General features: G+C 73.2%; 25 protein-coding genes. 18 read left to right on the forward strand and 7 right to left on the reverse strand.

All coding sequences use genetic code 11. The features are described 5' to 3' along the window. Positions 1-46: 46 nt before the first annotated feature. From egtD to ACWD6P_RS19740, 5 genes are all read right to left on the reverse strand, one after another. Positions 47-1,009, reverse strand: a complete 963-nt coding sequence (egtD, locus tag ACWD6P_RS19720) for an L-histidine N(alpha)-methyltransferase (RefSeq protein WP_451445398.1) — start codon at positions 1,007-1,009, stop codon at positions 47-49. After that, positions 1,006-1,761: an ergothioneine biosynthesis protein EgtC gene (gene egtC, locus ACWD6P_RS19725; RefSeq protein ID WP_451445399.1), complete on the reverse strand. Its 756-nt coding sequence runs from the start codon at positions 1,759-1,761 to the stop codon at positions 1,006-1,008. Before egtC ends, egtD begins: the two co-directional genes overlap by 4 nt. After that, entirely contained in the window at positions 1,761-3,086 is a 1,326-nt protein-coding gene (egtB, locus tag ACWD6P_RS19730) for an ergothioneine biosynthesis protein EgtB (protein WP_451445400.1), read from the reverse strand. The genes egtC and egtB overlap by 1 nt, the downstream gene beginning before the upstream one ends. After that, positions 3,083-4,360: an ergothioneine biosynthesis glutamate--cysteine ligase EgtA gene (gene egtA, locus ACWD6P_RS19735; protein WP_451445401.1), complete on the reverse strand. Its 1,278-nt coding sequence runs from the start codon at positions 4,358-4,360 to the stop codon at positions 3,083-3,085. Before egtA ends, egtB begins: the two co-directional genes overlap by 4 nt. Positions 4,361-4,496: 136 nt before the next feature. Beyond that, the gene (locus ACWD6P_RS19740; protein WP_451445402.1) at positions 4,497-5,708 is read right to left on the reverse strand and encodes a pyridoxal phosphate-dependent aminotransferase; all 1,212 of its coding nucleotides are present in this window, start codon (positions 5,706-5,708) and stop codon (positions 4,497-4,499) included. A 114-nt stretch (positions 5,709-5,822) separates the two neighbouring features. On the opposite strand from ACWD6P_RS19740, the gene ACWD6P_RS19745 reads away from it, so the two are divergent. The 3 genes from ACWD6P_RS19745 to ACWD6P_RS19755 all read left to right on the forward strand — a co-directional run bounded on the left by ACWD6P_RS19745 (position 5,823) and on the right by ACWD6P_RS19755 (position 8,112). Then, positions 5,823-6,491 (forward strand): winged helix-turn-helix transcriptional regulator, encoded by a 669-nt coding sequence (locus ACWD6P_RS19745; protein WP_451445403.1) that lies wholly within the window; start codon positions 5,823-5,825, stop codon positions 6,489-6,491. Then, the gene (locus tag ACWD6P_RS19750; RefSeq protein WP_451445404.1) at positions 6,488-6,970 is read left to right on the forward strand and encodes a phosphatase domain-containing protein; all 483 of its coding nucleotides are present in this window, start codon (positions 6,488-6,490) and stop codon (positions 6,968-6,970) included. The genes ACWD6P_RS19745 and ACWD6P_RS19750 overlap by 4 nt, the downstream gene beginning before the upstream one ends. Before the next feature lie 80 nt (positions 6,971-7,050). Continuing rightward, complete coding sequence (locus ACWD6P_RS19755; RefSeq protein ID WP_451445405.1) at positions 7,051-8,112, forward strand: glycosyl hydrolase family 18 protein; 1,062 nt, start codon at positions 7,051-7,053, stop codon at positions 8,110-8,112. On the opposite strand, the gene ACWD6P_RS19760 is transcribed toward ACWD6P_RS19755, so the two are convergent. Further along, a complete protein-coding gene (locus ACWD6P_RS19760; RefSeq protein WP_451445406.1) occupies positions 8,056-8,952 on the reverse strand; it encodes a helix-turn-helix transcriptional regulator in 897 nt (298 codons plus the stop codon). The two genes, ACWD6P_RS19755 and ACWD6P_RS19760, sit on opposite strands and share 57 nt — an antisense overlap. Before the next feature lie 216 nt (positions 8,953-9,168). Between ACWD6P_RS19760 and ACWD6P_RS19765 the strand changes: the two genes are divergently transcribed. Genes ACWD6P_RS19765 through ACWD6P_RS19775 form a run of 3 tightly spaced genes read left to right on the forward strand, consistent with a single transcriptional unit; the run spans position 9,169 to position 12,499 of the window. Next, entirely contained in the window at positions 9,169-10,167 is a 999-nt protein-coding gene (locus tag ACWD6P_RS19765) for an NADPH:quinone oxidoreductase family protein (protein ID WP_451445407.1), read from the forward strand. After that, positions 10,164-11,345, forward strand: coding sequence for an acyl-CoA dehydrogenase family protein (locus tag ACWD6P_RS19770; protein WP_451445408.1), 1,182 nt, complete (start codon positions 10,164-10,166; stop codon positions 11,343-11,345). Before ACWD6P_RS19765 ends, ACWD6P_RS19770 begins: the two co-directional genes overlap by 4 nt. Further along, positions 11,342-12,499, forward strand: coding sequence for an acyl-CoA dehydrogenase family protein (locus ACWD6P_RS19775; RefSeq protein ID WP_451445409.1), 1,158 nt, complete (start codon positions 11,342-11,344; stop codon positions 12,497-12,499). Before ACWD6P_RS19770 ends, ACWD6P_RS19775 begins: the two co-directional genes overlap by 4 nt. 16 nt (positions 12,500-12,515) lie before the next feature. On the opposite strand, the gene ACWD6P_RS19780 is transcribed toward ACWD6P_RS19775, so the two are convergent. After that, the gene (locus ACWD6P_RS19780) at positions 12,516-13,061 is read right to left on the reverse strand and encodes a hypothetical protein (protein ID WP_451445410.1); all 546 of its coding nucleotides are present in this window, start codon (positions 13,059-13,061) and stop codon (positions 12,516-12,518) included. 202 nt (positions 13,062-13,263) lie between these two features. Between ACWD6P_RS19780 and ACWD6P_RS19785 the strand changes: the two genes are divergently transcribed. The 12 genes from ACWD6P_RS19785 to ACWD6P_RS19840 all read left to right on the forward strand — a co-directional run bounded on the left by ACWD6P_RS19785 (position 13,264) and on the right by ACWD6P_RS19840 (position 25,995). Further along, positions 13,264-14,619 carry a hypothetical protein gene (locus tag ACWD6P_RS19785; RefSeq protein WP_451445411.1) on the forward strand — a complete coding sequence of 452 codons (1,356 nt, stop codon included), beginning with the start codon at positions 13,264-13,266 and terminating at the stop codon, positions 14,617-14,619. A 428-nt stretch (positions 14,620-15,047) separates the two neighbouring features. Then, a complete protein-coding gene (locus tag ACWD6P_RS19790) occupies positions 15,048-16,271 on the forward strand; it encodes a S1 family peptidase (RefSeq protein ID WP_451445412.1) in 1,224 nt (407 codons plus the stop codon). 128 nt (positions 16,272-16,399) lie between these two features. Then, a complete protein-coding gene (locus ACWD6P_RS19795; protein WP_451445429.1) occupies positions 16,400-17,998 on the forward strand; it encodes an ABC transporter substrate-binding protein in 1,599 nt (532 codons plus the stop codon). A 29-nt stretch (positions 17,999-18,027) separates the two neighbouring features. Further along, entirely contained in the window at positions 18,028-18,993 is a 966-nt protein-coding gene (locus tag ACWD6P_RS19800; protein WP_451445430.1) for an ABC transporter permease, read from the forward strand. Continuing rightward, positions 18,986-19,861, forward strand: a complete 876-nt coding sequence (locus tag ACWD6P_RS19805; RefSeq protein WP_451445413.1) for an ABC transporter permease — start codon at positions 18,986-18,988, stop codon at positions 19,859-19,861. The genes ACWD6P_RS19800 and ACWD6P_RS19805 overlap by 8 nt, the downstream gene beginning before the upstream one ends. Before the next feature lie 65 nt (positions 19,862-19,926). Next, positions 19,927-20,847, forward strand: a complete 921-nt coding sequence (locus ACWD6P_RS19810) for an ABC transporter ATP-binding protein (RefSeq protein WP_451445431.1) — start codon at positions 19,927-19,929, stop codon at positions 20,845-20,847. Beyond that, a complete protein-coding gene (locus tag ACWD6P_RS19815; RefSeq protein ID WP_451445414.1) occupies positions 20,831-21,508 on the forward strand; it encodes an ABC transporter ATP-binding protein in 678 nt (225 codons plus the stop codon). The genes ACWD6P_RS19810 and ACWD6P_RS19815 overlap by 17 nt, the downstream gene beginning before the upstream one ends. Positions 21,509-21,550: 42 nt before the next feature. Next, positions 21,551-22,054, forward strand: a complete 504-nt coding sequence (locus tag ACWD6P_RS19820) for an acyl-CoA thioesterase (RefSeq protein WP_451445415.1) — start codon at positions 21,551-21,553, stop codon at positions 22,052-22,054. Between the two features lie 22 nt (positions 22,055-22,076). Next, a complete protein-coding gene (locus tag ACWD6P_RS19825; protein ID WP_451445432.1) occupies positions 22,077-22,982 on the forward strand; it encodes a LysR family transcriptional regulator in 906 nt (301 codons plus the stop codon). Positions 22,983-23,152: 170 nt separating this feature from the next. After that, entirely contained in the window at positions 23,153-24,325 is a 1,173-nt protein-coding gene (locus ACWD6P_RS19830) for a CaiB/BaiF CoA transferase family protein (protein WP_451445416.1), read from the forward strand. Positions 24,326-24,427: 102 nt separating this feature from the next. After that, entirely contained in the window at positions 24,428-25,225 is a 798-nt protein-coding gene (locus ACWD6P_RS19835; protein ID WP_451445417.1) for a crotonase/enoyl-CoA hydratase family protein, read from the forward strand. A 32-nt stretch (positions 25,226-25,257) separates the two neighbouring features. Continuing rightward, the gene (locus ACWD6P_RS19840; RefSeq protein ID WP_451445418.1) at positions 25,258-25,995 is read left to right on the forward strand and encodes an acetoacetate decarboxylase; all 738 of its coding nucleotides are present in this window, start codon (positions 25,258-25,260) and stop codon (positions 25,993-25,995) included. The last annotated feature ends 39 nt before the right edge of the window (positions 25,996-26,034 follow it).

Genomic DNA, 26,034 nt, shown 5'->3' on the forward strand with positions numbered 1-26,034 from the left:
CCGGCCGGCGTGCCCTGGGGCACACCGGCCGGGAACCTGCGGGCGGTCAGGCGCGGAAGGACAGGGACAGCGCGAAGCGGTCCGCGCTGTCCGTCCACCAGTTGGTCAACTCCATTCCGGCGGCGGCGAGTTCGGCGCGCACGCGGTCCTTGCGGAACTTCGCCGAGACCTCGGTGCGGACCTCCTCGCCCGCCGCGAAGTGCACCGCGAGATCCACCCCGGGGATCTTGACGGTCAGCTCGTCGCGGGCCCTCAGCCGCATCTCGATCCACTCGTGCTCGGCGTTCCACAGCGCGACGTGGTCGAAGTCCGCCGGGTCGAAGTCGCCGTTCAGCTCGCGGTTGATGACCTGCAGGACGTTCTTGTTGAAGGCGGCCGTCACGCCCTGCGGATCGTCGTACGCGGCGACCAGCGTGGCCTCGTCCTTGACCAGGTCCGTACCGAGCAGCAGGGCATCGCCCGGGGAGAGCATGGCGTGGACGGAGCGCAGGAACGCGGCGCGCTCCTCGGGGAGCAGATTGCCGATGGTGCCGCCGAGGAAGGCGAGCAGCCGCGGCGCGGGCGTGGCGGGGAGCTCGACGCCCTGCTGGAAGTCGGCGACCAGGGCGTGCACGGTGAGGCCGGGGTGCTCGGACAGCAGTGCCTCGCCCGCCGCGGCCAGCGCGGACTCGCTGACGTCGATGGGGAGGTAGGTGTGCAGCCCGGACAGCGCCCCGATCAGATGGCGGGTCTTGTCGGAGGAGCCGGAACCCAGCTCGATCAGGGTGCGGGCGTTGGTGGCCGCGGCGATGTGGTCGCCGCGGGTGAGCAGGATCTCCCGCTCGGCGCGGGTCGGGTAGTAGTCCGGCAGCCTGGTGATCTCTTCGAACAGCTCGCTGCCGCGCGCGTCGTAGAACCACTTGGGCGGCAGCTGCTTGGGGGTACGGGACAGGCCCTCGGCGACGTCGGCGCGCAGTGCGGCCGCGGTGGCGTCGGCGGGCAGGGTGCGGGTGATGCTGAGCGGGCTCACGTGGCGGACTCCTTGAGCGGGGTCAGTTGGACCTCGGTGCGGGTGGCGCGCAGCAGGGTGCGGTCCACCACCTCGGTCCAGTGGGGGGAATCGTCGTACGGTTCGGCGGCGACGACCCGGCCGCCGCCGGGAATGGCCTGGTGGAACAGCGTGTCGCCCCAGGTGGTGGCGGCGATGGTGGTGCCGTCGGTCAGCAGCAGATTGAGCCGGGAGCCGGGCGCGGCCGCGGCGACGGCCGTGACGGTGTCGGCCAGCGCCTCACCGAGCTCGTCGCCGCGCGCCAGCCGGTGCCGGACCAGCGCCCACACGAAGGCCGCGTCGCAGCGGGCCTCCAGCCGCAGCAGCTCCCGCGGCGGCAGCTCGGCGGCCAGCGGCGCGAGGGAGTCCGGCCAGCCGGTCACCGCGCCGTTGTGACTGAAGAGGTAGCGGTCGGCGGCGAACGGCGCGGCCGCCGCCTCGGCGTCCGGGCCCGCCGCGGTGGCATCCCGTACGGCGGCCAGCAGCGCGCCGGTGCGCACCACCCGCGCCAGGTCGGGCAGCTGCTCGTCCGCCCAGATCGGCCCGGCCCTGCGGTAGCGGGCGGGCACCGGATCGCCCGGCGCGTACCAGCCGACGCCGAACCCGTCCGCGTTGACGGTGCCGTGCTTCTGCCGGCGCGGCGCCCACGACTGCCGGTACAGGCCGTGCGGCGGGTCCAGCACGACCTGCCCGAAGGGGATCGCCGGTCCCACGTAAGCGATATGACGGCACATCAGTCACCGGCCTCCCGCGGTTCGGCGTCCCGGGCGGTGCGGAACCCGGAGAAGATCTGCCGCCGGACCGGCAGGTCCCAGTTGCGGAAGGTGCCCCGGCAGGCGACCGGGTCGACCGCGAACGACCCGCCGCGCAGCACCTTGTACCCGTCGCCGAAGAACACCTCCGAGTACTCCCGGTAGGGGAAGGCGGCGAAGCCCGGATACGGCAGGAAGTCGCTCGCCGTCCACTCCCACACATCGCCGATCAGCTGCCGCACGCCGAGCGGCGACCGGCCCTGCGGGTAGCTGCCGACGGGGGCGGGCCGCAGGTACCGCTGGCCGAGGTTGGCGTGCGCCGGCGTGGGGTCCTCGTCACCCCAGGGGTAGCGCATCGACCGTCCGGTCGCCGGGTCGTACCGGGCGGCCTTCTCCCACTCGGCCTCGGTCGGCAGCCGCCGGCCGGCCCAGCGCGCATAGGCGTCCGCCTCGTACCAGCTGACGTGCAGCACCGGCTCGTCCGGCGGCACCGGCTCGGTCACCCCGAATCTGCGGCGCAGCCACTGGCCGCCGTCGCGCTTCCAGAACAGCGGTGCGCGCAGCTTGTGCCGCTGTACCTGCTCCCAGCCCGCCGCGGTCCACCAGCGCGGCTCGTCGTAGCCGCCGGCCTCGATGAACCGCTGGTAGGCGCCGTTGCTGACCGGTGTGGTGTCGATCAGGAAGGGGGGCACCAGCCGGTGGTGCGCGGGCCGTTCGTTGTCCAGCGCCCATGGCTCGGTGGACGTCCCCATGGCGAACGCCCCGCCGGGGACGAGGACTTCGTCCTCCGCGAGGACGTCTGCGGGGACCGACAACGGCTCGGTCTCGCTCAGGACCGGGGCTCCGGCGCGGAGTTGGTGCGTGATCAGCATCGTCTCGTCGTGCTGCTGCTCATGCTGGGCGATCATGCCGAAGGCGAAGCCGGACTCCAGCAGCGGACCGCCGTGCAGCGGGGTGTGCTCCAGGATGTCCAGCACCCGGCCGCGGACCTCGGCGACGTAGCCGTGGGCCTCGTCGGGCGCCAGCAGCGGCAGCGAGGGGCGCTCGGCGCGCGGGTGCTCGAAGGCGTCGTAGACGGAGTCGATGTCCGGCCGCAGGGCGTCGCGGCCGCCGACGGTGCGCAGCAGCCACTGCTCCTCCTGGTTGCCTATGTGGGCCAGGTCCCACACCAGCGGGGACATCAGCGGGGAGTGCTGGGCGACGAGATCGGGGTGCTCGACGCAGGTGGTCAGCAGGTGGGTGCGGTCGCGGGCGGTCAGCAGTGCCGAGGCCGCCCGCTCGCGAAGGAGCTCCGGATCGATGGTCACTGGCCGTCCTTCCCAAGGGGGAGAGCGCCCTCCGTGGCATACAGGGCGTCGAGATGGTCGTCCGCGGGACAGCGTCCGCGCGCCACATAGCGCTCGGTGAACTCCGCGACCGCCGCGCGCACCCCCAGGGAGGCGCCGAGCCGCGGCAGGGCGTCCTGTGCGGCGGCGAAGCAGGCCACCGCGGCGGCGTGCAGCTCCGGATCGCTCAGCGCGCCACGGGCCGCCCGCCGCCACAGCGGATTGCGCGGCGCGGGCCGCGAACCGGCCGTCTCCGCCAGGGGTTTGACGATCCGGTAGGCGTGCTCGGCGGCCTCCTGGTCGTCGAACAGCGCGGCGGTCACGGCCAGCGGCACGATCCATCCGGCGTCGCCCGGCTGGGCGTCGATCATGCGCAGCTCCAGATGGCCGCGCGGCCGTACGGGCGGGAAGAGCGTGGTGACGTGGTAGTCCAGGTCCTCGTGGGTGGGCGGTCTGGGGTCGCCGGTACGGACCCAGTCGCGGAAGGTGAGCCCCTCCGGCGCGTCCCAGGGGCCGTCCTCGCGGCGGATGCACATCACCGGCGCGTCCAGGACGTAGCGCGTCCAGGCGGTGCGCGGGTCCGGCCCCTGCGGCGGGGCGAGGGTACGGCCCGGGTCGAGCTGGGACCACACGACCTGGCGGGTGGTGCGGTAGCCCGTGGGGCAGCCCTCGCTGGTCGGCGAATTGGCGAAGGCCGCAGCGAGCACCGCGCCCAGCAGATGGGCCAGCAGCCAGCGCCGGCCGAGCCCGAGGGGCCCCGGTTCCTCGTAGCCGGCGTCCACGCAGACCTGGACGGACGCGGTGGCGCACATCATGGCCCGTCCGGCGGAGCCCCAGCGGTCGAAGTACGCCTCCATCGCGTTGTAGCGGGGGTCGGTCAGTACCCGGCGCGGCGGGTGCCACGGGTTGTGGCCGTGGCCGGCCATTCCCAGGCCCATGGCCAGCATCGCGGGGCGGACCAGTGCGAGATCGGCCGTCATGGCCTCGATGCACTCGGTCAGGGAGGCGGCGGGCAGCGAGCTGAGCTCCAGCTGGCCGCCGGGTTCGAAGGTCAGGAGGGAGGTGAGGGGGAGGGCGCGCAGGGCGTCGGCCGCATGCCGCAGCCGTTCCGGTTCGACCGGACATCGGGGGTTGCGCGCATCGTGGACCAGCCATTCGATCTCGACGCCGATGCGGCGCGGCGGGCCCGTCTTGAAGCAGATTCCGCGCAGGTGAGCTTCCAGTTCCGCTTCCGATATCGCAGGACGTACGGGCATGGAACCCCTCTCCCATGTGGGGACGGCGGCAGGATTGCCGCCCTCCACTTAATAGGGTGCGGGCGCCGCGCTCAAGGGCACGTCGATGTACGGCCGTTCGGGTGACGTAAAGGCGCCGGCCGGCCGGGCCGCGGTGTCACTGCCGGTAGCCCGCCAGGAAGCGGCCGATCCGGCTGATCGCGGCGTCCAGGTCGTCGGCGTGCGGGAGGGTGAGGATGCGGAAGTGGTCCGGGCGCGGCCAGTTGAAGCCGGTGCCCTGGACGACCTGGATCTTCTCCCGCAGCAGCAGGTCCAGGACGAACTTCTCGTCGTCGTGGATCTTGTGTACGGCGGGGTCGAGGCGGGGGAAGGCGTACAGCGCTCCCTTGGGCTTGACGCAGGAGACGCCCGGGATCTCGTTGAGCCGTTCCCAGGCCCGGTCGCGCTGCTCGTGCAGCCGTCCGCCCGGCAGCACCAGGTCCTGGATGCTCTGCCGGCCGCCGAGCGCCGCCTGGATGGCGTACTGCGCGGGTGCGTTCGGGCACAGCCGCATGGAGGCGAGGGTGCCCAGGCCCTCCAGGTAGTCGGCGGCGTGCTCCTTGGGGCCGGAGACGACCAGCCAGCCGGAGCGGAATCCGGCCACGCGGTAGGACTTGGACAGTCCGCTGAAGGTCAGGCACACCAGGTCGGGGGCGAGTACCGCGGCGTGGTGGTGGACCTCGCCGTCGTAGAGGATGCGGTCGTAGATCTCGTCGGCGAAGACCATCAGCTGATGGCGCCGGGCGAGGTCGAGCATGCCCTCCAGGAGCTCGCGCGGATAGACCGCGCCGGTCGGGTTGTTGGGGTTGATGATGACCATCGCCCGGGTCCGGTCGGTGATCTTCGAGGCGAGGTCGTCGAGGTCCGGCAGCCAGTCCGCGGACTCGTCGCAGAGGTAGTGCACGGCCTTGCCGCCGGCGAGCGTGGTGACCGCCGTCCACAGGGGGAAGTCGGGGGCCGGGATGAGTACCTCGTCGCCGTCGTCGAGCAGCGCCTGCACGGCCATCGAGACGAGTTCGGAGACGCCGTTGCCGAGGTAGACGTCATCGACGCCGACGTCCGGGAGCCCGGCCTGCTGGTAGCGCTGGGCCACCGCCCGGCGGGCCGAGAGGATGCCCTGGGACTCGGTGTAGCCGTGTGCGCGGGACAGGTTGCGCATCACGTCCTGCAGGATCTCCTCGGGGCACTCGAAGCCGAACAGGGCCGGATTGCCGGTGTTCAGCCGCAGCACGCTGTGGCCTGCCTCCTCCAGCGCGTCCGCGTGCTCGATCACCGGCCCGCGGATCTCGTAGCAGACGTCGGCCATCTTGCTGGACTGCTTGAACTGCATGCGGTGGCCTCCAGGTCCCTCGCTCACCGCGCGGCGCGGCGGCACTCGTCAACACCCTACTTGGTTTTACCAAGTAGGGACTTGGAAAGTCCAACTTCTGTCTATGCTGGTGCCATGCCGCGCCGAAGCTATGACCAGTACTGTGCCGTCGCCCGAGCCCTGGACGCCGTCGGCGACCGCTGGACGCTCCTGATCGTCCGGGAACTGCTGGGCGGCTCCCGGCGCTACACCGACCTGCACGCCGACCTGCCCGGCGTCAGCACGGACATGCTCGCCTCCCGGCTCAAGGACATGGAACGGGACGGCCTGGTCACCCGCCGCCGGCTCGCCCCGCCCGGAGCCGCCTACGTCTACGAGCTCACCGACCGCGGCCGGGCGCTGCTGCCCGCGCTCACCGCGCTCGCCGACTGGGGCGCCCCCGCCCTCGACGAGAAGCGGCCGACGGACGCGGTGCGCGCCCACTGGTTCGCGGTGCCGCTGATCGCGCGGCTCGCCGGCCACTTCGCGGACGGCGCCCGCGTCATCGACATCGCCCTCGACGAGGGGGAGTTCCATGTCCTGCTCCCCGCCGACGGCCGCCCCGGCTACGCCGAAGGCCCCGCCGCCCGCCCCGACGTCCGGCTCCGCATGGACACCGCGACCTGCACCGACATCGCCTACGACCGCCTCTCCCTCGCGCAGGGCATCGCATCCGGCCGGATCGCGGTCACCGCGCCGGAGGGGCACGGCGGGGAACCGCGGCACGGCGGACAACCGCGGCACGAGAGGACGGCAACGGCATGACGGCGCGCCCCCTGGCGGTCTTCGACCTCGACGGCACCCTCGCCGACTCCGGCCACCGCCAGCACTGGCTGGAGCGCACCCCGCGCGACTGGAAGGCCTTCTTCGCGGCCGCCACCGAGGACCCTCCGCTCGCCGAGGGCGTGGCCCTGGCACTGCGCAGCGCCGAGGACTGCGAGGTCGGCTACCTCACCGGCCGCCCCGAGCGCTGCCGCCGCGACACCCTGGCCTGGCTCGCCCGGCACGAACTGCCCGAGGGCCCGTTGTGGATGCGGCCCAACAGCGACCGGCGCCCGGCCCGGCACACCAAGCTGGAGGCCCTGCACCGGATAGCCCGCCGCCGCGAGATCCGCCATGTCGTCGACGATGACGAACTCGTCTGCGACGCCTGCGAGAAGGCCGGGTTCACGGTCGTGCGGGCGCGCTGGGCGGTGCCGTCCGAGACCCTGCGCACGGCACAGCAGCGGGACGGCCGCACCTAGCACCGGGCCCCGCCGCTGCGGCCGCCCCGTTCGGCGGAACTGACGGTGCGTCATGACCGGTGCCGGGTGACGCTCAAGGCATGAACCCACCATCAGGATCCCGGGCGCGCACCGGGCTCGCCGCTCTGCTGGCCGTGACGGTGCTCGCCGGGCCGCTCGCCCCTGCGGCCGAGGCGACGCAGGCCCGCGGCCGCACCACCTCGGCCTGGCTGCCCTTCTGGGGCGACGTCGACGCCGCCTACCGCGACGCACTGCGGCACGCCTCCCAGCTGCACACCGTCAGCCCCTTCTGGTACCAGACCTCGTCCGACACCGACATCACCGGACACGACGGCGCGGGGCGGCGCAGCATCATCGACGGGCTGCACGACGCCGGGATCGACGTCGTGCCCACCGTGACCGAGACCCTCGGCGCCGACGACATGGCCGACCTGATGCACGACCCCGAGCGGCGGCGGGCGCATGTCGACAGGCTGCTGGACGTGGTGGAGAGCCGGGACTACGACGGGATCGACCTGGACTACGAGGCGATGGCGGTCACCGGCGACAAGGAGGCCCGCGAGCGGGTGCGGACCGGGTACAACGCACTCGTCAAGCAGCTGTGCGCCCGGCTGCACGCCCGCGACAAGCAGTGCGTGGTCACGGTGCTGGCCCGGGTCCGCGGATCCGGCACCGCCTTCGACTACGAGCGGCTCGGCAGATACGCCGACCGCGTCCGGATCATGGGCTACGACCTGCACTGGTCGGGCGGTGAGGCGGGCCCGCTGTCGTCCTGGGACTGGTACGAGGAGTTTCTGCGCTACGCCACCGCCACCATCCCGCGCAACAAGATCGAGGTGGCCTTCCCGGGCTACGGCTGGGACTGGGTCACCGGCGTCAAGGGGCATGCGGCCCATGTGACCTGGAAGGAGGCCGAGGCGCTGCGCGAGCGGGCGGACGCCGAGTACCTCTTCGACGAGCGGTCCGGCACCCCGTACTTCCGCTATCTGAAGGACGGCGTGGAGCACGAGGTCTGGTACCAGGACGCGCACGGTGTCCGGTACCAGCTGCCGCTCCTGCGGAAGTACGGGGTGCGGGGCACCGGCCTATGGGCGCTCGGGTTCGAGGACCCGGAGTTCTGGCCCGCGCTCCGCGGCGAGTAGCCGCAGCGCCGCCGCGGACGGCGAACCCTCCGCGGCGGCGTACATCAGCACGCCCTGCCCGGAGCCGTCCGGCGTGTGCATCATCTCGAAGTCCAGCTCCAGGTGGCCCACCAGCGGATGGTGGAACCGCTTGGTGCCGAAGGTGCAGTTGCTGACGGCGTGCCGCGACCACAGGTCGCTGAACTCGGCGGACTTCATCGACAACTCGCCGATGAGCTCGGTGAGCTGGGGATCGTCGGGGTACTGCCCCGCGGCCACCCGCAGGGCGGAGACGGCCCGCCGGACCTCCAGGTCGCGGTCCGGGTACAGCTCGCGGGTGTGCGGATCGAGGAAGAGCAGCCGCTGCGCGTTGGGGCGGTCCAGCGGGCGGCCGGGGCTGTCGAAGTCGAGGTGCCCCGCGGTCAGGGCGTGCCCGAGGCGGTTCCACGCGAGGACCTCGAAACGCGGTCCGAGCGCGACGGCCGGCACGCCCGCCATGGCGGTGAGCAACTGCCGTACGCCGGGGCGGACCTTGTCATGGCGGACCGCCGGGCGGCGGCGCGCCCGCGCGGGCCGGGCCAGCGCGCGCAGATGGGCCCGCTCGTCGGCGGTCAGCCGCAGCGCGCGGGCCAGCGCGTCCAGCACCCCTTCCGAGGCGTTGTGGCTCTGCCCCTGTTCGAGGCGGGTGTAGTACGCGACGCTGACGCCGGCCAGCTGGGCCAGCTCCTCGCGGCGCAGACCGGGGACCCGGCGGCGCGCCCCGTAGGAGACCAGCCCGACGTCCTCCGGCTGGAGCCGGGCGCGCCGGGTGCGCAGAAAGTGCCCCAACTCGGCGGGGGTGTCCATGGCGGGTGAGTCCATACCGGCCAGTCTCCGCCATCACGACGGCGGGAGCCTGACCCTGTCAGTACCAGGTTCCGGGGAGCGGCGGGGGAGACGGCCGGGGTGGCGCCCCGACGTGGCGAAGACTCGGCGGCGACTGTTCCGTAGCGGATACCGACCGCTTAGTATGTCGCTGGCGAGGGCGCCGGGGTGCCCTCCGCCCCACCCGCGTACCCAACTCTGCGGAGGCACCAGGTGAAGGCATGGCGCGTACACGCGAACGGCGAGCCGCGTGAGGTGATGCGGCTGGAGGAGGTGCCGGATCCACAGCCGGGCCCGGGGCAGCTGCTGCTGCGGGTGCGGGCCGCCAACGTCAACTTCCCCGACGCGCTGCTGTGCCGGGGCCAGTACCAGGTCCGGCCGCCGCTGCCGTTCACGCCGGGCGTGGAGATCTGCGGCGAGGTGCTCGCCGTGGGGGAGGGGGCGGCCGGTGAGACCGGGGCGCGGGTACTGGCCCAGCCGCCGCTGCCCGCCGGAGGCTTCGCCGAGCTCGCCGTGGTCGACGCGGCGACCGTACGCCCGGCGCCGGAGGCCCTGGACGACGCGGAGGCCGCCGCACTGCACATCGGCTACCAGACCGGCTGGTTCGGGCTGCACCGCCGGGCCCGGCTCCAGGCGGGCGAGACGCTGCTGGTGCACGCCGCGGCGGGCGGCGTCGGCAGCGCCGCCGTCCAGCTCGGCAAGGCCGCCGGCGCCCGGGTCATCGGCGTGGCCGGCGGTGCGGACAAGGTGCGCACCGCCCGCGAACTGGGCTGTGACCTCGTCCTCGACCGGCGCTCGGACGACATCGTCGCCGCGGTCAAGGACGCCACCGACGGCCGGGGTGCCGACGTCGTCTACGACCCGGTGGGCGGCGAGGCGTACGCCAAGTCCGTCAAGTGCATCGCCTTCGAGGGCCGCGTCATCGTCGTCGGCTTCGCCGGCGGCACCGTTCCCAGCCCCGCCCTCAACCACGCACTGGTGAAGAACTACGCGATCCTGGGCCTGCATTGGGGCCTGTACAACACCAAGGACCCGGCCGCCGTCGACGCCTGCCACGAGGAGCTGACCAAGCTCGCCGCGCAGGGCGTGATCAAGCCGCTGATCGGCGGGCGGGTGCCGCTGGAGTCGGCCGCCGATGCCGTGCAGCGGGTCGCCGACGGCACCTCCGTCGGCCGGCTCGTGGTGGTTCCCGGAGCGAAGGAGGCCCGATGACCGACGCCGCAGACCTGCGCCGGCGCACCGCCGAGCTGCTGGCCGCATGTCCTCCCGCCACCACCGGCCGGCTGGAGTTCCTGCGCGCCCGCTTCGACGCCGGGCTCGCCTGGGTCCACTTCCCCGAGGGCCTCGGCGGACTGGACGCGCCGCGCTCCCTCCAGGCGGTGGTGGACGCGGAGCTGGAGGCCGCGGGCGCCCCCGGCAACGACCCGGGCCGGATCGGCATCGGCCTGGGCATGGCCGCCCCCACCATCCTCCGGTTCGGCACCGACGAGCAGAAGCAGCGCTTCCTGCGGCCCCTGTGGACCGGTGAGGAGGTGTGGTGCCAGCTGTTCAGCGAGCCCGGCGCGGGCTCCGACCTGGCGGCGCTGGCGACCCGCGCGGTGGCCGACGGCGACCACTGGGTCGTCGACGGCCAGAAGGTCTGGACGTCCAGCGCACACCTGGCCCGCTGGGCGATCCTGATCGCCCGCACCGACCCCGACGTACCCAAGCACCGGGGCATCACCTACTTCATCTGCGATATGACCGACCCCGGTGTCGAGGTGCGCCCGCTGCGGCAGATCACCGGCGAGGCCGAGTTCAACGAGGTCTTCCTCACCGGCGTCAGGATCCCCGACGCCCACCGTCTCGGCGCGGTCGGCGAGGGCTGGAAGGTCGCCCAGACCACGCTGATGAACGAGCGGGTCGCCATCGGCGGCGCCCGCATCCCCCGCGAGGGCGGCATGATCGGCGTCGCCGCCGCCGACTGGCGCGCCCGGCCCGCACTGCGCACCCACGATCTGCACCAGCGGCTGCTGAAGCTCTGGGTGGACGCCGAGGTCGCCCGGCTGACCGGCGAGCGGCTGCGCCAGCAGTTGACCAAAGGGCAGCCCGGCCCCGAGGGCAGCGGTATGAAACTGGCCTTCGCCCGGCTCGCCCAGGAGATCAGCGGCTGGGAGGTGGAGTTCCTCGCCGAGGACGGACTGACCTACGACGACTGGACGATGCGCCGCCCCGACGGCGTCGACTTCACCGGACGCGAGGCCGGCTACCGCTATCTGCGCGCCAAGGGGAACTCCATCGAAGGAGGCACCTCCGAAGTGCTGCTCAACATCGTCGCCGAACGAGTGCTGGGGCTGCCGCCCGAGCCGCGCACCGACAAGGACGTCGCGTGGAAGGACCTCCCCCGATGACCGACCCGCAGATCAGCGCGCCCCAGGGCACCGACCCCGATCTCCTCTACTCGCAGGAGGAGGACGCACTGCGCGCCGCCGTACGGTCGCTGCTCGCCGACCGCAGCGATCCGGCCACCGTGCTCACCGGTCTGGAGTCGGACATCCCCTACGACACCGCACTGTGGCACGCGCTCGCCGCCGAGATCGGCACCGCGGGGCTGCTGGTCCCCGAGAAGCTCGGCGGGGCCGGCGCGAGCGCCCGCGAGGCCGCCGTCGTGCTGGAGGAACTGGGCCGCTTCGTGACGCCCGTCCCCTATCTGACCAGCGCGGTCATCGCGGTGACCGCACTGCTCGGCTGTGCGCACGACCGGGCGGAGGTCGCCGGGCCGCTCGCCGCGCTCGCCGAGGGCCGCACCGTCGGCGTGCTGGCGCTTCCGCTGCCCACCGCGCCCGGACGGCTGCCGGAACCGGCCGTACGCGCCGACCCGGACGGGGCCCTGACCGGGCGGGTGACCTCGGTCGCCGACGCCGCGGCCGCCGAGCTGCTGCTCGTGTGGGCCCAGGGGCCCGACGGCCCGGCGCTGTACGCGGTCAAGGCCTCGGCGGACGGCGTGCACACCGGCACCGTCACCCCGCTCGACCTCACCCGCCGGCTGGGGCACCTCACCTTCGACGGCGCCCGCGGGCGCGTCCTGGCCACCGGGGACCGTGCCCGCGCCGCCGTCGAACGTGCCCTGCTCACCGGCGCCGGGCTGCTCGCCTCCGAACAGCTGGGCGTCGCCGAGTGGTGCCTGGCCGAGACCGTGCGCCACACCGCCGAACGCACCCAGTTCGGCCGCCCCGTCGGCTCGTTCCAGGCGCTCAAGCACCGGATGGCCGCGCTGTGGCTGGACGTCGCCTCGGCCCGTGCCGCCGCCCGCTACGCCGCCGACGCACTGGCCACCGACAGCCCCGACGCTCCCGTGGCGGTGGCCGTCGCCCAGGCGTACTGCGCGCCGGTGGCGGTGCGCGCCGCCGAGGAGTGCGTCCAGCTGCACGGCGGCATCGGGATGACCTGGGAACACCCCGCCCATCTGTTCCTCAAGCGGGCCAAGAGCGATGAGCTCGCGCTGGGGTCGCCGGGACGGCACCGGGAGGCACTGGCGGGGCTGGTCGATCTCGCCGCGCCGTAGGGCCCGTCTCCCCGGGTCATGCGCCCGTGACGGCGAAGGTCCTGCTGAAGCCGCGGACCTCGCCGTCACCGGCGGTGGCCACCTCCAGGAAGTAGCGGGGACCGGGCGCCACCGGCGGCAGCGTCACGATCGCCTCGGCGGCCGCCCCGGCGCCCGCCTGGGTCGCGACCAGCCCCAGCCGCTGGGAGCGGCCGTGGCCGGTGGCCGTGCGCAGCCAGACGTCCACCTGCTCGCCCGTGCTGTTCCTCCAGGCCACCGCGAAACTGCCGTTCGGCTGGAAGTCGACGCCGGCCTGCGGCGCGGTCACCTCGATCCGCCCCGTCACGGGCGCGGTCGGCAGATCGGTGCCGGGGCGCGCGGCACCGGCGCCGAGCGCGGAGGTGGCGGCACGCGCGGACGAGCCCTCGTGCCCCGTGGCGGCGGCCAGCGCGCCGGCGGCCGGCGGCCCGCCCGTCGCGGCGTCGGGGCGCGCGGGTGCCAGCGTGACCACCAGCATGCAGCCGACGGCGGTGGCGGAGACGGCGACGGCGAGATTCGTGGCAATCAAGGTGGCCCTGGACATCGTCTCCTCGTTTCCTCGGGGGAGGGACGAGCCGGAGCATCCCCGGCCCGCCGATGGCCAAAAACGACGCGCTGAGCGATCACCTGGATGGTCATTTCCGGCGCGACAGGCCCCCGGGGGTGGGCGAAAATGCCGCGGCCGGATCAGATCGGTCACCTGTCCGGTGATGTCTGGAAAGTGCCGTTCGGGTAGCGTCGAACTCATGAACACCGCAACCGCAACTCGTCGTGCGCTGATCGGACCGGTTCTGCTCCTGGTGGCCGCGCTGGTGGCGGTGGCCGCGCTGATGGCGCCCGGCGCCCATGCCGTGGGCGGACTCGACGAGGCCGCGGCGGCCCTGAAGAAGGGCCCGGTCTACGTCGATCCGCGCGCTTCGGACCAGTTGTCCGCCGGGGAGGCCGACGCGCTGGCCAAGAAGATCAAGGACGCGGACAAGCCGGTCTTCGTCGCGGTGCTGCCGCGGACCGCCGAGTACCAGCCCGGCACGCTGCTGCGGGATCTGCGGACGAAGGTCGGCATCAGCGGCGTCTACGCCGTCGAACTCGGCGACGGCTTCAACGCCGGCGCCGACCCGAGGGTGATGTCCCGCAGCTCCGTCCAGAACCTCGTCGGCTCGGTCAAGCGCTCCGACTACTCCACGGTCGCCGACCGGCTGAACAGCTTCGTCGACACCGCGAACCAGTCGGCGCGGGGCCACGCCCCCGACTCCTGGGGTGACACCGGGGGCGGCGGCGGGTTCGACGCCGGCGCGGCGATCGGCCTCGGTGTGCTGGTGGCCGTCGGCGGTGGCGGCGCGTACGCCATCGCCCGCCGCAACCGCCGGCGGCGGGCCGAGGTGGAGCGGGCCGCGCTGGAGGACCTGCGGGTCGTCGTCGACGAGGACATCACGGCCTTCGGCGAGGAGCTGGACCGGCTCGACTTCCACCCCGGTGAGCCCGGCGCCGACGACGCGATGCGCGCGGACTACGCCCATGCGCTGGACTCCTACGAGAAGGCCAAGTCGGCGATGGCGGCGGCCGAGCACCCCGGCGATGTGCGGGCGGTGACCGAGGCCCTGGAGGACGGCCGGTTCTCGCTGGCCACGCTCGCCGCGCGCCGTGAGGGCAGGACACTGCCCGAGCGCCGGCCGCCCTGCTTCTTCGACCCGCGGCACGGCCCGTCCGTCACCGATGCCGCCTGGGCTCCGGCCGGCGGCGCGGAGCGCACCGTACCCGTCTGCGCCGCGGACAAGAGCCGGCTGGACGACGGCCGGGAGCCGCTGGCCCGCACGGTGCGGACCGAGAGCGGCGACCGCCCCTACTGGGAGGCCGGCCCGGTCTACGGCCCCTGGGCCGGCGGCTACTTCGGCGGCGGTCTGCTGCCCGGCCTCCTGGTCGGCACGCTGCTCGGCAACATGATGATGGCGCCGCACGCCTACGGCGCGGACTACGGCACACCCTCCGGGGCTGAGGGCGGCGACGCCTCCGGTTCCGACTTCAGCCCCGACGACTTCGGCGGCGGCTTCGGTGACGGTGGCGGCTTCGGTGACGGCGGTGGCTTCGGGGGCGGCGACTTCTGATTTTCCCGGACCGGTGAGCGCCCCGGGGCCGCCGAGCCCGCCGGGCGCTCACCGGTCCGCCGCGTCCGCGGCCGGTACAGGAGCCTTGTCGGGGGCGGCGCGCGGGCTCGTCCGCCCGGAGCTCGGCCGGGCCGTCGGCCGGGTGGGCGAATCCTCGGGGCGCGGCGGCGGCCGGCCCGTCCGGACCGTGTGACGGGCATTCAGGTGCCCCGGCTCCCGGATGGCGGGCGCCCGAGCAGGTCACATTGCGTAGCTCCGGGGGCAGTTGCCCGAACGCTATCGGGCCGTGGGCGGCGGGGACTTGGGAGCGGGGTTCGCGCGTCGTCCGGCCATGATGCAAAGGATCTCCCTCATGCCGCCCGCCGCGGTGTCGCGCACGCTCGACACGTCGGATCCGATGTGCACTCGACACCGCGAGGAGATCCCCGATGGAACGCTTCCGCAAGGCCGCTCTCTGGGGCGCGACCGTCGCCGCGCTGGCGGCCGTCGGCCAGCTCAGCCCGGCGCATGCCGTACCTCGGCCCGACCCGACGCCCCAGCCCTCGCCGCGCGGCATGCTCGACGCGATGAGCCGGGACCTCGGACTGACCAGGGACCAGGTGCGCACCCGGCTCGCGCAGGAGACCGACGCGCACACCGCCGCGGCCGCGGTGCGCCGGGCGCTGACCACCCCGCCCGCCGGGATGTGGTTCGACAAGGCGAGCGGCAGGCTCATCGTCGCGGTCACCGGCGCCGGCGACGCACAGCGCGTACGGGCGGCCGGCGCGGTGCCCAAGACGGTGCCGCACAGCCATGCCGCGCTCACCGCGCTGGTGGCGCAGATCGACGCCCGGGCCGGCAAGGGCGTACCGGGCGTCATCGGCTGGGGCGTGGACGAGCGGTCCAACGGCGTGGTGATCCGGGTCGACCGCACCAGGCGCACCGCGCAGACCGACGCCTTCGAGCAGGCCGTACGCGGTATGGGGACCCGCGCGAAGATCCCGGTGACCGTCGAGCACACCGACCAGTCGCCGCGTCAGCAGGGCGGCAGGATCGTCGGCGGGGAGCGCTGGATGCCCGGCAACGAGGGCATCTGTTCCATCGGCTTCTCGGTGACCGGCCCGTCCGGCCTGGAGGGCTTTGTGACGGCCGGTCACTGCACCCTGACCCCCGAGCAGGCCGCGTACGGCAAGGACGGCACCCGGATGGGGACGTCCAACGAGGGCGGCGATCACAGCGTCAACGGACGCGAGGGCGACTTCGGGCTGGTCACGGTCGACCAGCCGGAATGGTCGCTGACCTCGACCGTGGCGGGCCAGGGCGGGACGCCGGTGACCGTCACCGGCTCGCGGGAGGGTCTGGTCGGCATGTCGATCTGCCGCTCCGGGCAGTCCAGCGGCTGGCACTGCGGTGAGGTCACCCGGGTCGACCAGACCGTGGACTACGGCAATGTGATGATCGGCGGGCTCTCGTACACCAACGCCTGCTCGGCGGCGGGCGATTCGGGCGGGGCGTACGTCACCCAGCTCAACGCCCCCAGGGCCGTCGGGCTGCACTCCGGCGGGGGTGCCGCCGGCTGTGACGACTTCGGCGGCAGTCACGTCACCATCTTCCAGCCGATCGACGAGCCGCTGGCCAAGTGGGATCTGACGCTGAAGACCGCAAGCTCCTGACGGAAGTGGGGTCGGAGCCCGGTTCCCGACCGCCTCTTTACATACTGTTTAATGGGATCGCTAATTGCGCAAAGCTCGCAATAACGCTGATGCGCGAACAACAGTCGATCTTCATGAGGGGTGTGGGCATGACGGCCCGGTCGATACGCACAGGGGCCGCCGCGGCGCTCGCAGGTGCCCTGGCACTGGGGGCGGCGGCCTGTTCGACGCCGGACGACGGCCGGGGCCGGGCCGCCGGCGGCAAGGACTCCGCGGTCGTCGGCATCGCCTACGAACCGGAGACGCTCAGCCCCCTGCTGGGCTACGGCAAGGACGGCAACTCCAAGATCTTCGACGGGCTGCTCACCCACGACGCCGGCATGAAGCTCAAGCCGGCCCTGGCGTCCGCCCTGCCGAAGGTCTCCGACGGCGGCAGGACCTACACCTTCACCCTGCGCCCCGGCGTGACGTTCTCCGACGGCAAGCCCTTCACCGCCGACGACGTCGTCTTCACCTACGAGACCATCCTCGACAAGAAGACCAACAACGCCTCCAGGGCCGAGCTGGACGCCATCGACACGGTGGAGAAGAAGGGCGACCGGACCGTCGTCTTCCACCTCAAGTACCCCTACGCGCCGTTCGCCGAGCGGACCGTCCTGCCCATCGCCCCGCGGCACATCGCCGGCAAGCAGGACGTCAACACCGGCTCGTTCACCACCAAGCCGATCGGCACCGGACCCTACGTCCTCACCCACTGGTCCAAGGGCGAGAAGCTCACCTTCAAGGCCAACCCCACCTACTGGGGCGGCGCGCCCAAGGTGAAGAACTTCACCATGGCGGTCATCAAGGACGACGACGTCCGCGCCACCCGGCTGCGCTCGGGCGACCTCGACGGCGCCATCCTGCCGCCGGACCTGGCCGCCACCTTCGCGTCCGACAAGGATAAGAAGACCCTCGCCGCCAAGACCTTCGACTACCGCAACGTCACCCTGCCCAGCGCCCACCCCGTCACCGGCGACCGTGCGGTGCGCCGGGCGCTGGACATCGCCGTGGACCGCCGGGCCATGGTCAAGGGCATCCTGAGCGGCGCCGGCAAGCCCGCCTACGGGCCGGTGCCCACCGACAGCCCGTGGTTCGCCCGGGGCACCGAGCGCCCGCACGACCTGGAGAAGGCCGCGCGGATCCTCGACGACGCCGGCTGGAAGAAGGGCGACGACGGCATCCGCCACAAGGACGGGCAGCGGGCCTCCTTCACCCTGTGGTACCTCTCCGGCGACAAGCTCCGTCAGGAGCACGCGCTCGCCTTCGCCTCCGACGCCAAGAAGGCCGGTATCGAGGTCAAGACCGAGTCCGGCACCTGGGAGGCCATCGAGCCGAACATGAAGCGGGACGCGGTCCTCGCCGGCGGCGGCAGCCCCGCCGACCCCGACTTCGACCAGTACCTGCTGCTGCACTCCTCGCTCGCCGGCGACGGCTTCAACAACATGTCGCGCTACGCCGACAAGACCGTGGACGCCCAGCTCGTCCAGGCCCGCCGCACCGACGACCGCACGGCCCGCAAGGCCGCCTACGACACCGTCCAGCGACGGCTCGCCGACGACCCCGCCTACATCTTCCTAACCCACATCGACCACCTCTATGTGATCGGTGACCGCTGGCCGGGCCTGACCACCCAGGTCGAGCCGCACGACCACGGGCTGGCCTCCGGCCCCTGGTGGAACGTAGAGGACTGGCAGACCGGGAAGTGAGCGCCACCACCCCGCTTCCCTGGGGGGCGATGGCGCGGATGACGGCACGGCGGGCGCTGCTCGCCGTGCCCGTCCTCCTCACCGTCACCCTCGGCGTGTTCGCCCTCGCCGCCGCCTCGCCCTTCGACCCCGTCAAGGCGTACGCGGGCACCGCCGGGCTGACCGCCTCCCAGGAGAACCTCGACCAGATCCGGCACAACCTCGGCGCCGACCGCCCGCTGCTCGCCCGCTGGTGGGACTGGCTGACCGGCGCCCTCACCGGTGACCTCGGCGACTCCGCGACGCTGCGCGCACCGGTCTCCCAGGTCATCGGCGAACGCATCGGCTGGTCCGTGCTGCTGTGCGCGCTCGCCTTCGCGCTCGCCGTCGTCCTGGGGACCGTGCTGGGCGTGCTCGCGGCCCGGCGGCGCGGCTCGCTGCTCGACCGCGCCGTCACCTGTTCCGCCTACGTCCTGGAAGCGGCGCCGCCGTTCTGGCTCGGCCTGCTCGCGGTGTGGCTGTTCGCGCTCCGGCTCGGGGTGCTGCCGGCCGGCGGACTGACCGACTCCGCCAGCGAGGTGGCCACCGCCGGGCAGATCGCGCGCCACCTCGTGCTCCCCGCCCTGGTGCTGGCGCTCTCCCAGCTGCCGTGGTTCGTGCTGTACGTACGGCAGGGGGTCGGCGACGCCCTGGAGGAGGACCCGGTGCGCGGGGCGCGGGCCCGCGGTCTGCGGGAGCGGACCGTGCTGCTCCGGCACGCGCTGCGCTCCGGGCTGCTGCCGGTACTCACCCTGATCGGCTCGCGGGTGCCGGAGCTGATCACCGGCGCCCTGCTGGTCGAGACGGTCTTCAGCTGGCCGGGCATCGCCGCCGCCACCGTCCAGGCCGCCACCAGCGTGGACTTCCCGCTGCTGGCCGCGCTCACGGTACTGGCCACCGCCGCCGTCCTCGTCGGCAACCTCCTGTCCGACCTGCTGTACGGACTCGCCGACCCGAGGGTGGCCTTCGATGGCTGAGCTCACCTGGCACCCCCCTCGCGGACGCAGCGGCAGCGGCCGGACCGGCCGCACGCTGCGGGTGCGGGCCGGCGCCGCGCTGGTGGCCCTGACCGTCCTCGCCGTGGTACTCGTCCCGCTCCTGGTCCCGCTCGACGAACAGGCCGTCGACCTGGCGGCCAAGCTCCGAGCGCCCTCCTGGGCCCACCCGTTCGGCACCGACGAGGTCGGCCGCGACCTGCTGCTGCGCTGTGTCTACGGGCTGCGCGTCTCCCTGCTCGTCGGGGCCGTCGCGGCGCTGGCCGCCACCGTCATCGGTACGGCGGTGGGCGCGCTGGCCGGTGCGCTCGGCGGCTGGGCGGACCGGGCGGTCATGCGGATCGTCGATCTGTTCTCGTCGGTGCCGCATCTGCTGCTGGGCATCTTCATCGTGGCGATGTTCCGGCCCGGCGTCTGGCCGGTGATCGCGTCGGTGGCGCTGACGCACTGGCTGTCGACCGCGCGGATCGTCCGCGCCGAGGTGCTCTCGCTGCGCTCCCGCCCGTACCTGGACGCCGCCCTGTCCGGCGGCGCCTCGCGACTGCGGGTGACGGTGCGTCATCTGCTGCCGGGCGTACTGCCGCAGGCCGGACTCGCCGCCGTGCTGATGGTCCCGCACGCCATCTGGCACGAGTCCGCGCTGTCGTTCCTGGGCCTGGGACTGCCCGCCCACGAGGCGAGCCTGGGCAGCATGGTCAACGCCGCCCGCGGCTCCCTGCTGGCCGGTGACTGGTGGCCGACCCTCTTCCCCGGCCTGTTCATCATCGTCCCCACCCTCGCCCTCGCCGGCCTGGCCGGTGCCTGGCGGGAGCGGATCAACCCCCGGCGCCGATCGGAGCTGATGCTGTGAGCGAGTGTCGCGAGCGAAGCAGCGAGCCCGTGCTGTCCGTACGGGGACTGTCCGTACGCTTCCGGATGCGCGGCGGCCGCCATGTCGCCGCCGTCACCGATGCCTCCTTCGACCTGGCGCCGGGGGAGTGCCTGGCGCTGGTCGGCGAGAGCGGCTGCGGGAAGTCCGTGCTGGCCTCGGCGCTGCTCGGGCTGCTGCCGGGCAACGCCCGGACGGCCGGTTCGGCGCTGCTGGGCGACACCGAGCTGCTGACCGCGTCCGAGCGGGAACTGGCCAGGACGGTCCGCGGACGGCGGATCGGGCTCGTACCGCAGAGCCCGGCCGCGCATCTGACACCGGTACGCACTGTGCGCGCCCAACTGGAGGAAACCGTACGGGAGTTGACCGGAACGCCGCGGCGCGAGCTGCGGGCGGCGGCGGAACGGGCCGCCGAGCGTGCCGCCTTCCCCCTCGACCACCTCGACCGCTGCCCGCACCAGCTCTCCGGCGGGCTGGCGCAGCGCGCGGCCACCGCGCTCGCGCTGGTCGGCGACGCACCGCTGCTGCTCGCCGACGAGCCGACGACCGGACTGGACCGGGACCTGGTGGACCGCACGGTCGACGAACTGCGCCAGCAGGCCCGCGGCGGCCGCGCCCTGCTGATGATCACCCACGACCTGGCGGCGGCCGAGCGGATCGCCGACCGGGTCGCGGTGATGTACGCGGGTCGGATCGTCGAACTCGCCGACGCGGCGGGGTTCTTCGGCCGTCCCGGCCCCCGGCACCCGTATGCCCGCGGGCTGCTCGACGCGCTCCCCGGCCGGGCCTTCGCCCCGATCCCCGGCATGCCGCCGGAGCTGGGTGATCTCCCGCCGGGCTGTGCCTTCGCCGCCCGCTGCGGCCGGGCCGCCGAGGCCTGCCGGGCGGTGCCCGCGCTGCGCGACGGCGTCGCCTGCCACCACCCGGAACCCGCCAGGAGCGAGGCCCGCGATGCTCGAACTGCGTGACATCACCGCCGGATACGACCGCCGGGCGCCCGTCGTACGCGGCGCCTCGCTGACCATCGCCCCGGGCGAGGCGGTGGGACTGCTCGGCCCCAGCGGCTGCGGCAAGTCCACCCTCGCGCGGGTCGCCGCCCTGCTGCACCGGCCCGACGCCGGCACCGTCGTCCTGGACGGCGCACCCGCCGCGGGGTGGCGCCATCGCGCACCGCGCGCCCAGCGCACCGCCTACGGCGTGCTCTTCCAGCAGCCCAGGCTCTCCGCTGACCCGCGCCTGAGCCTGGCCGACCTGATCGCCGAACCGCTGCGCGCCACCGGACAGCGCGCCCTTGTCGCGGACCGGATCGCCGAGTTGGCGCCCACCGTGGGCCTGGGCGAGGAGCTGCTCGCGCGCCGTCCGCACGAGGTCAGCGACGGGCAGCTGCAGCGCGCCTGCCTCGCCCGTGCGCTGGTGCTGCGGCCCCGCTGGCTGATCTGCGACGAGATGACCGCGATGCTGGACGCCTCGACGACCGCCGCGCTGGTGGCCGTCGTCGAGGCCTACCGCCGGGAGCGCGGCGCCGGTCTGCTCGCGGTCGGCCATGACCGCACGCTCCTGGAGCGCTGGTGCGACCGCACGGTCGGCTGGGCGGAGCTGGCTCCCGCGGCCGCGGCACCTACGATGTGAACCATGTGGCCCATGGGGCCTGACGGGGAACGGGGAGAGAGCGTGGCAGACGCGGCACAGCCGGCGGAACCGGCGGACACCACGGCCGGTACGGGGAGCGCGGGCCGGGCGGAGACGGCGGAGCCGTTCGCCGTCGCGGTCACCGTCCGCGGATATGAGACGGACACTCAGGGCCATCTCAACCAGAGCGTCTATCTGCAGTACGCGGAGCACGCCCGCTGGTCGCTGCTGCAGGCGAGCGGCATCCGGCAGAGCGCCATGGTGGACCGGCGCATCGGCCCGGTGGTCCTGGAGACCACCATCCGCTACCGGCGGGAGCTGCGGGCCGGTGACGAGGTCGAGGTGAGCTGCGCGTTCGTCTGGGGCGAGGGGAAGACGTTCCGGGTCGAGCAGACCGTCCGCACGGCGGACGGGGCGGTGGCGGCCGAGGTGAGCGCCGTCGGCGGACTGCTGGACCTCACCGAGCGCAGGCTGCTCCAGGACCCGCGGGCGGCCCTCCGTGAGCTGGCCGGGGACCCCTCGCTGCTCGGCCTCGCCGGGGACTGACGAGTAGTGTGGCCGTGTGGACATGCTGCACCTGCGCTACTTCGTGGCGGTTGCCGAAGAGCTGAACTTCTCCCAGGCGGCACGCAAGTTGCACATGGCGGCCTCCCCGTTGAGCCAGCGCATCAAGGACCTTGAACGCGAGCTGGGCCAGCCGCTCTTCGAGCGCACCACGCACCATGTCGCACTGACCCCGGCCGGTGCCGCGCTGCTGCCGCTCGCCCGCGATGTACTCGAACGCGTCAACGCCATTCCGTGGCGGCTGCGCGAGGCGGTCCGTCCGCAGCGCGCCACCCTGCTCATCGGGATGCCCTCGGGAATCCACCCCGCGCTGCGGGCCCGGGTGCGGGAGCTGGAGGCGGCCTGCCGGGAGACGTACGAGCTCACGCGCTGGCCCGGCCGGTCCATCCACCTCGCCGAGGCGGTCCATGACGGCCGGCTGGCCCTGGCGCTGGTCCGGCTGCCGGTCTCCGATCCCTCGCTCGGCGTCATCGAGGTCATGCGGGAACGGCTGGGCGCGGCGGTCCCCGCCGACCGGTTCGCGGGCCGGGAGTCGGTCACCCTGGACGAACTGCGGGAGCTGCCGTATGTGGCGACCGCGCCGGAGGCGATGCCCGCGTACTTCGACGAAATCGACGCCCGGCTGAATTCCGCGGGTGTGAAGAAGCGGATCCGCATCAACAGCTCCGACTATTCCGGCGCCTCCGAGCTGGTATCCGGCGGAATTGCCTTCTCGCTGACGATGCTCTCCCCGGAAAGCCCGATGCACCTTTACCGGCTGGACAATGTGACCGTGCTGCCGGTGGTGGATTTCCCCGCCGAACTGGCCACCGGACTGCTCTTCCGCAAGGACCGCGCGGAGCCGGGCGGCGATGTGGAAGAGCTGGTCGCGGCGGCGCGGCGGATCTTCGCCGAAGAGCTCCGCGCCTGATTTCCCGCCCCCGGAAATCCCCCTGGCCCACCCGCCACGCCACGGTATGACCACTGCGGTCATACCGTCCTTCGTTTCTTGATCGTTCTCATTCGGCGCTCCCTCGCCTACCGTCGAAAGCAGAAACATTCGCAGTACATCTACTTCAGCTGCTTTCCGTAGGAGTGACGATGGACGCAACGAACGAGAGCGCCGGCGGCCCGTTGGACGGCGTACGGGTGATCGATCTGTCCACGGTGGTGATGGGCCCCTACGCCGCCCAGATCATGGGCGACCTCGGCGCCGATGTCATCAAGATCGAGTCGCCGTCGGACACCGTGCGGGCGGGGCGGTACCGCACCACCCCCGGCATGACGCCGCTCAACCTGAACGTCAACCGCAACAAGCGCAGCGTCTCCCTGAACCTCAAGGACGACGCCGACCGCGAGCGCGCACTCGCGCTCATCGGCACGGCCGACGTCCTGATCACCAATATGCGGCCCGGCGCCCTGGCCCGGCTGGGCCTCACCCACGCCGACCTCGCCGCACACCACCCCGGTCTGGTCTACGCCCATGCCCAGGGCTTCCGCGGCGACTCCGACCGCGCCGGCCACGCCGCCTACGACGAGACCGTGCAGGCCTCCTCCGGGCTGGTCGACGTGGCCCAGCGGGCGCTGGGCAGGCCGGTCTACCTGCCGACGATCATCGGTGACAAGGTCGCCGCGCTGACCATCGTCTACTCGGTGCTCGCCGCGCTGGTGCACCGCGACCGCACCGGCCGGGGCCAGCACATCGAGATCCCGATGACCGACACGCTGATCGCCTTCAACCTCGTCGAGCACCTGTCGGGCCACGTCTACGAGCCGCCGGTCGGCTCCACCGGGTTCCCGCTGTCGATGAAGCGCGGTCACCGGGCCGTGCCCACGGCCGACGGGCTCGCCTGCATCGTGCCGTACCACGCACAGAACTTCCGCGACTTCTTCGCGGCCGCGGGCCGTCCCGACCTCGCCGCGGACCCCCGCCTGGCCGGCACCGTCATCGAGGACGCCGACGTCGACCCCCTGATGGAGCTGGTGGCCGAGTGCGCGCCCGGCCTGACCACCGGGGAGTGGGAGGAGATCTGCGCCAAGCACAGCATCCCCATGGCGCCGGTGCTCGAACTGGACCGCGCCGCCGACGACCCGTACGTGCAGGGCGGACACCTCCTCGACCTCGTCGAGCACCCCAGTGAGGGCCCGATCCGGTCCATCGGCATCCCCGTGCGCTTCTCCGCCACGCCGGGCTCGGTCCGGCGGCTCGCCCCGCTGCCCGGCCAGCACACCGACGAGGTCCTCGGCGAACTCGCCGCGCCCCCGCGCCGCTGACGGCCCCCCGACTCCCCGTCACCCCTCGCGGACCGCGCCCTCGGGGCGCTCCGCCCTCGCCCACCCGTGCCGTACCGCACCTCGATCGCAAAGGACCGGGCCATGCCCAGCACATCTGACGCCGCCGCGGCGGACACCCTCCCCGTCGTACGCACCGAGCGGATCGGCGGCTCCCTGCTCATCACCCTCGACCGGCCGCACGCCCGGAATGCGGTCAATGCCGCGATGGCCGCCCAACTCGCCTCTGCCATCGACGAGTTGGAGGAGAACTCCGCGCTGCGCGTCGGGGTTCTCACCGGTGCGCAGGGCACCTTCAGCGCCGGAATGGACCTCAAGGCCGCACTGGCGGGCGAGTCGCCCGAGATACCGGGCCGCGGCTTCGGCGGGCTGACCGAGGCCGCGACGAGCAAACCGCTGATCGCCGCCGTCGAGGGCTGGGCCATGGGCGGCGGCTTCGAACTCGCCCTGGCCTGCGACCTCATCGTGGCCGCGGAGGACGCCCGGTTCGGCCTGCCGGAGGTCAAGCGGGGCCTGCTCGCGGCCGGCGGCGGGGCGATCCGGCTGCCCCGCCGCATCCCCTACCACCTGGCCATGGAGCTGCTGCTGACCGGCGAACCGGTCTCCGGCGACCGGGCCGCCCAGCTCGGCATCGCCAACCGGGTCGTACCGGCAGGGCAAGCCGCAGCGGTGGCACTGGAGTGGGCCGGGCAGCTCGCGGCGAACGCGCCGCTGGCCCTCGCCGCCGTGAAGAGGACCGCCCGCAGCGCCGACGGCACGCCCGAACCGGCCGCCTTCGCCGCCCAGCGCCAGGAGACGGCCGCGCTCGCCGCCTCGGCCGACGTACGCGAGGGCATGGCCGCCTTCGCGGAGCGCCGCGCCCCCGTCTGGCAGGGCAAGTAGGCACCCGGACACAGAGGAGGAGACACCGCGCCATGCAGCAGCACGAGATCACCCGGCACCTCGCCACGCCCCTGACGAACCCGGCGTATCCGCCCGTCGTCCCGCGCTTCACCCACCGCGAGTACCTCAACATCGTCTACCGCACCGACCGCGACGCGCTGCGCGCCGTGGTACCCGAACCGCTGGAGATCGATGAGCCGCTGGTCCGCTTCGAGGTGATGCGGATGGGCGACGTCACCGGCTACGGGCCGTACACCGAAGCCGGTCAGGCGATCCCGGTCCGCCACGAAGGCGAGCGGGGCGAGTATCTGCACGCCATGTACCTGGACAACTTCCCGGCGACCGCGTCCGGCCGGGAGGCCGGCGCCTATCCGAAGGTCGCCGGATCGCCCGCCCTGTACGCGGACCACGGCGCTCTCGTCGGCGTCCTGGACTACGGCACGGTCCGGGTGGCGACCGCGACCATGGGCTACAAGCACTACGAACTGGACCCCGAAGAGGCGGCCGCACAGATCACCGTGCCGACCTTCATGCTCAAGCTGGTGCCGGGGTTCGACGGCGCCCTGCAGACGGCCCAGCTGGTCCGCACCGAGATCAGCGAGGTGACGGTCAAGGGCGCCTGGACCGGGCCCGCCCGGCTGCAGCTGTTCGCGCACGTCCTGGCCCCGCTGGCCGATCTGCCGGTACGCCAGATCGTCTCGGCCAGCCACCTGCTCACCGACCTCACGCTGGCGCCGCCCAGGCCCGTGCACGACTACCTCGCGCGCTGACCGGCCGCCGGCACCCGAGCCACCAACTCCCCACCAGAA

The organism is Streptomyces sp. NPDC002446 (genome assembly GCF_053595675.1).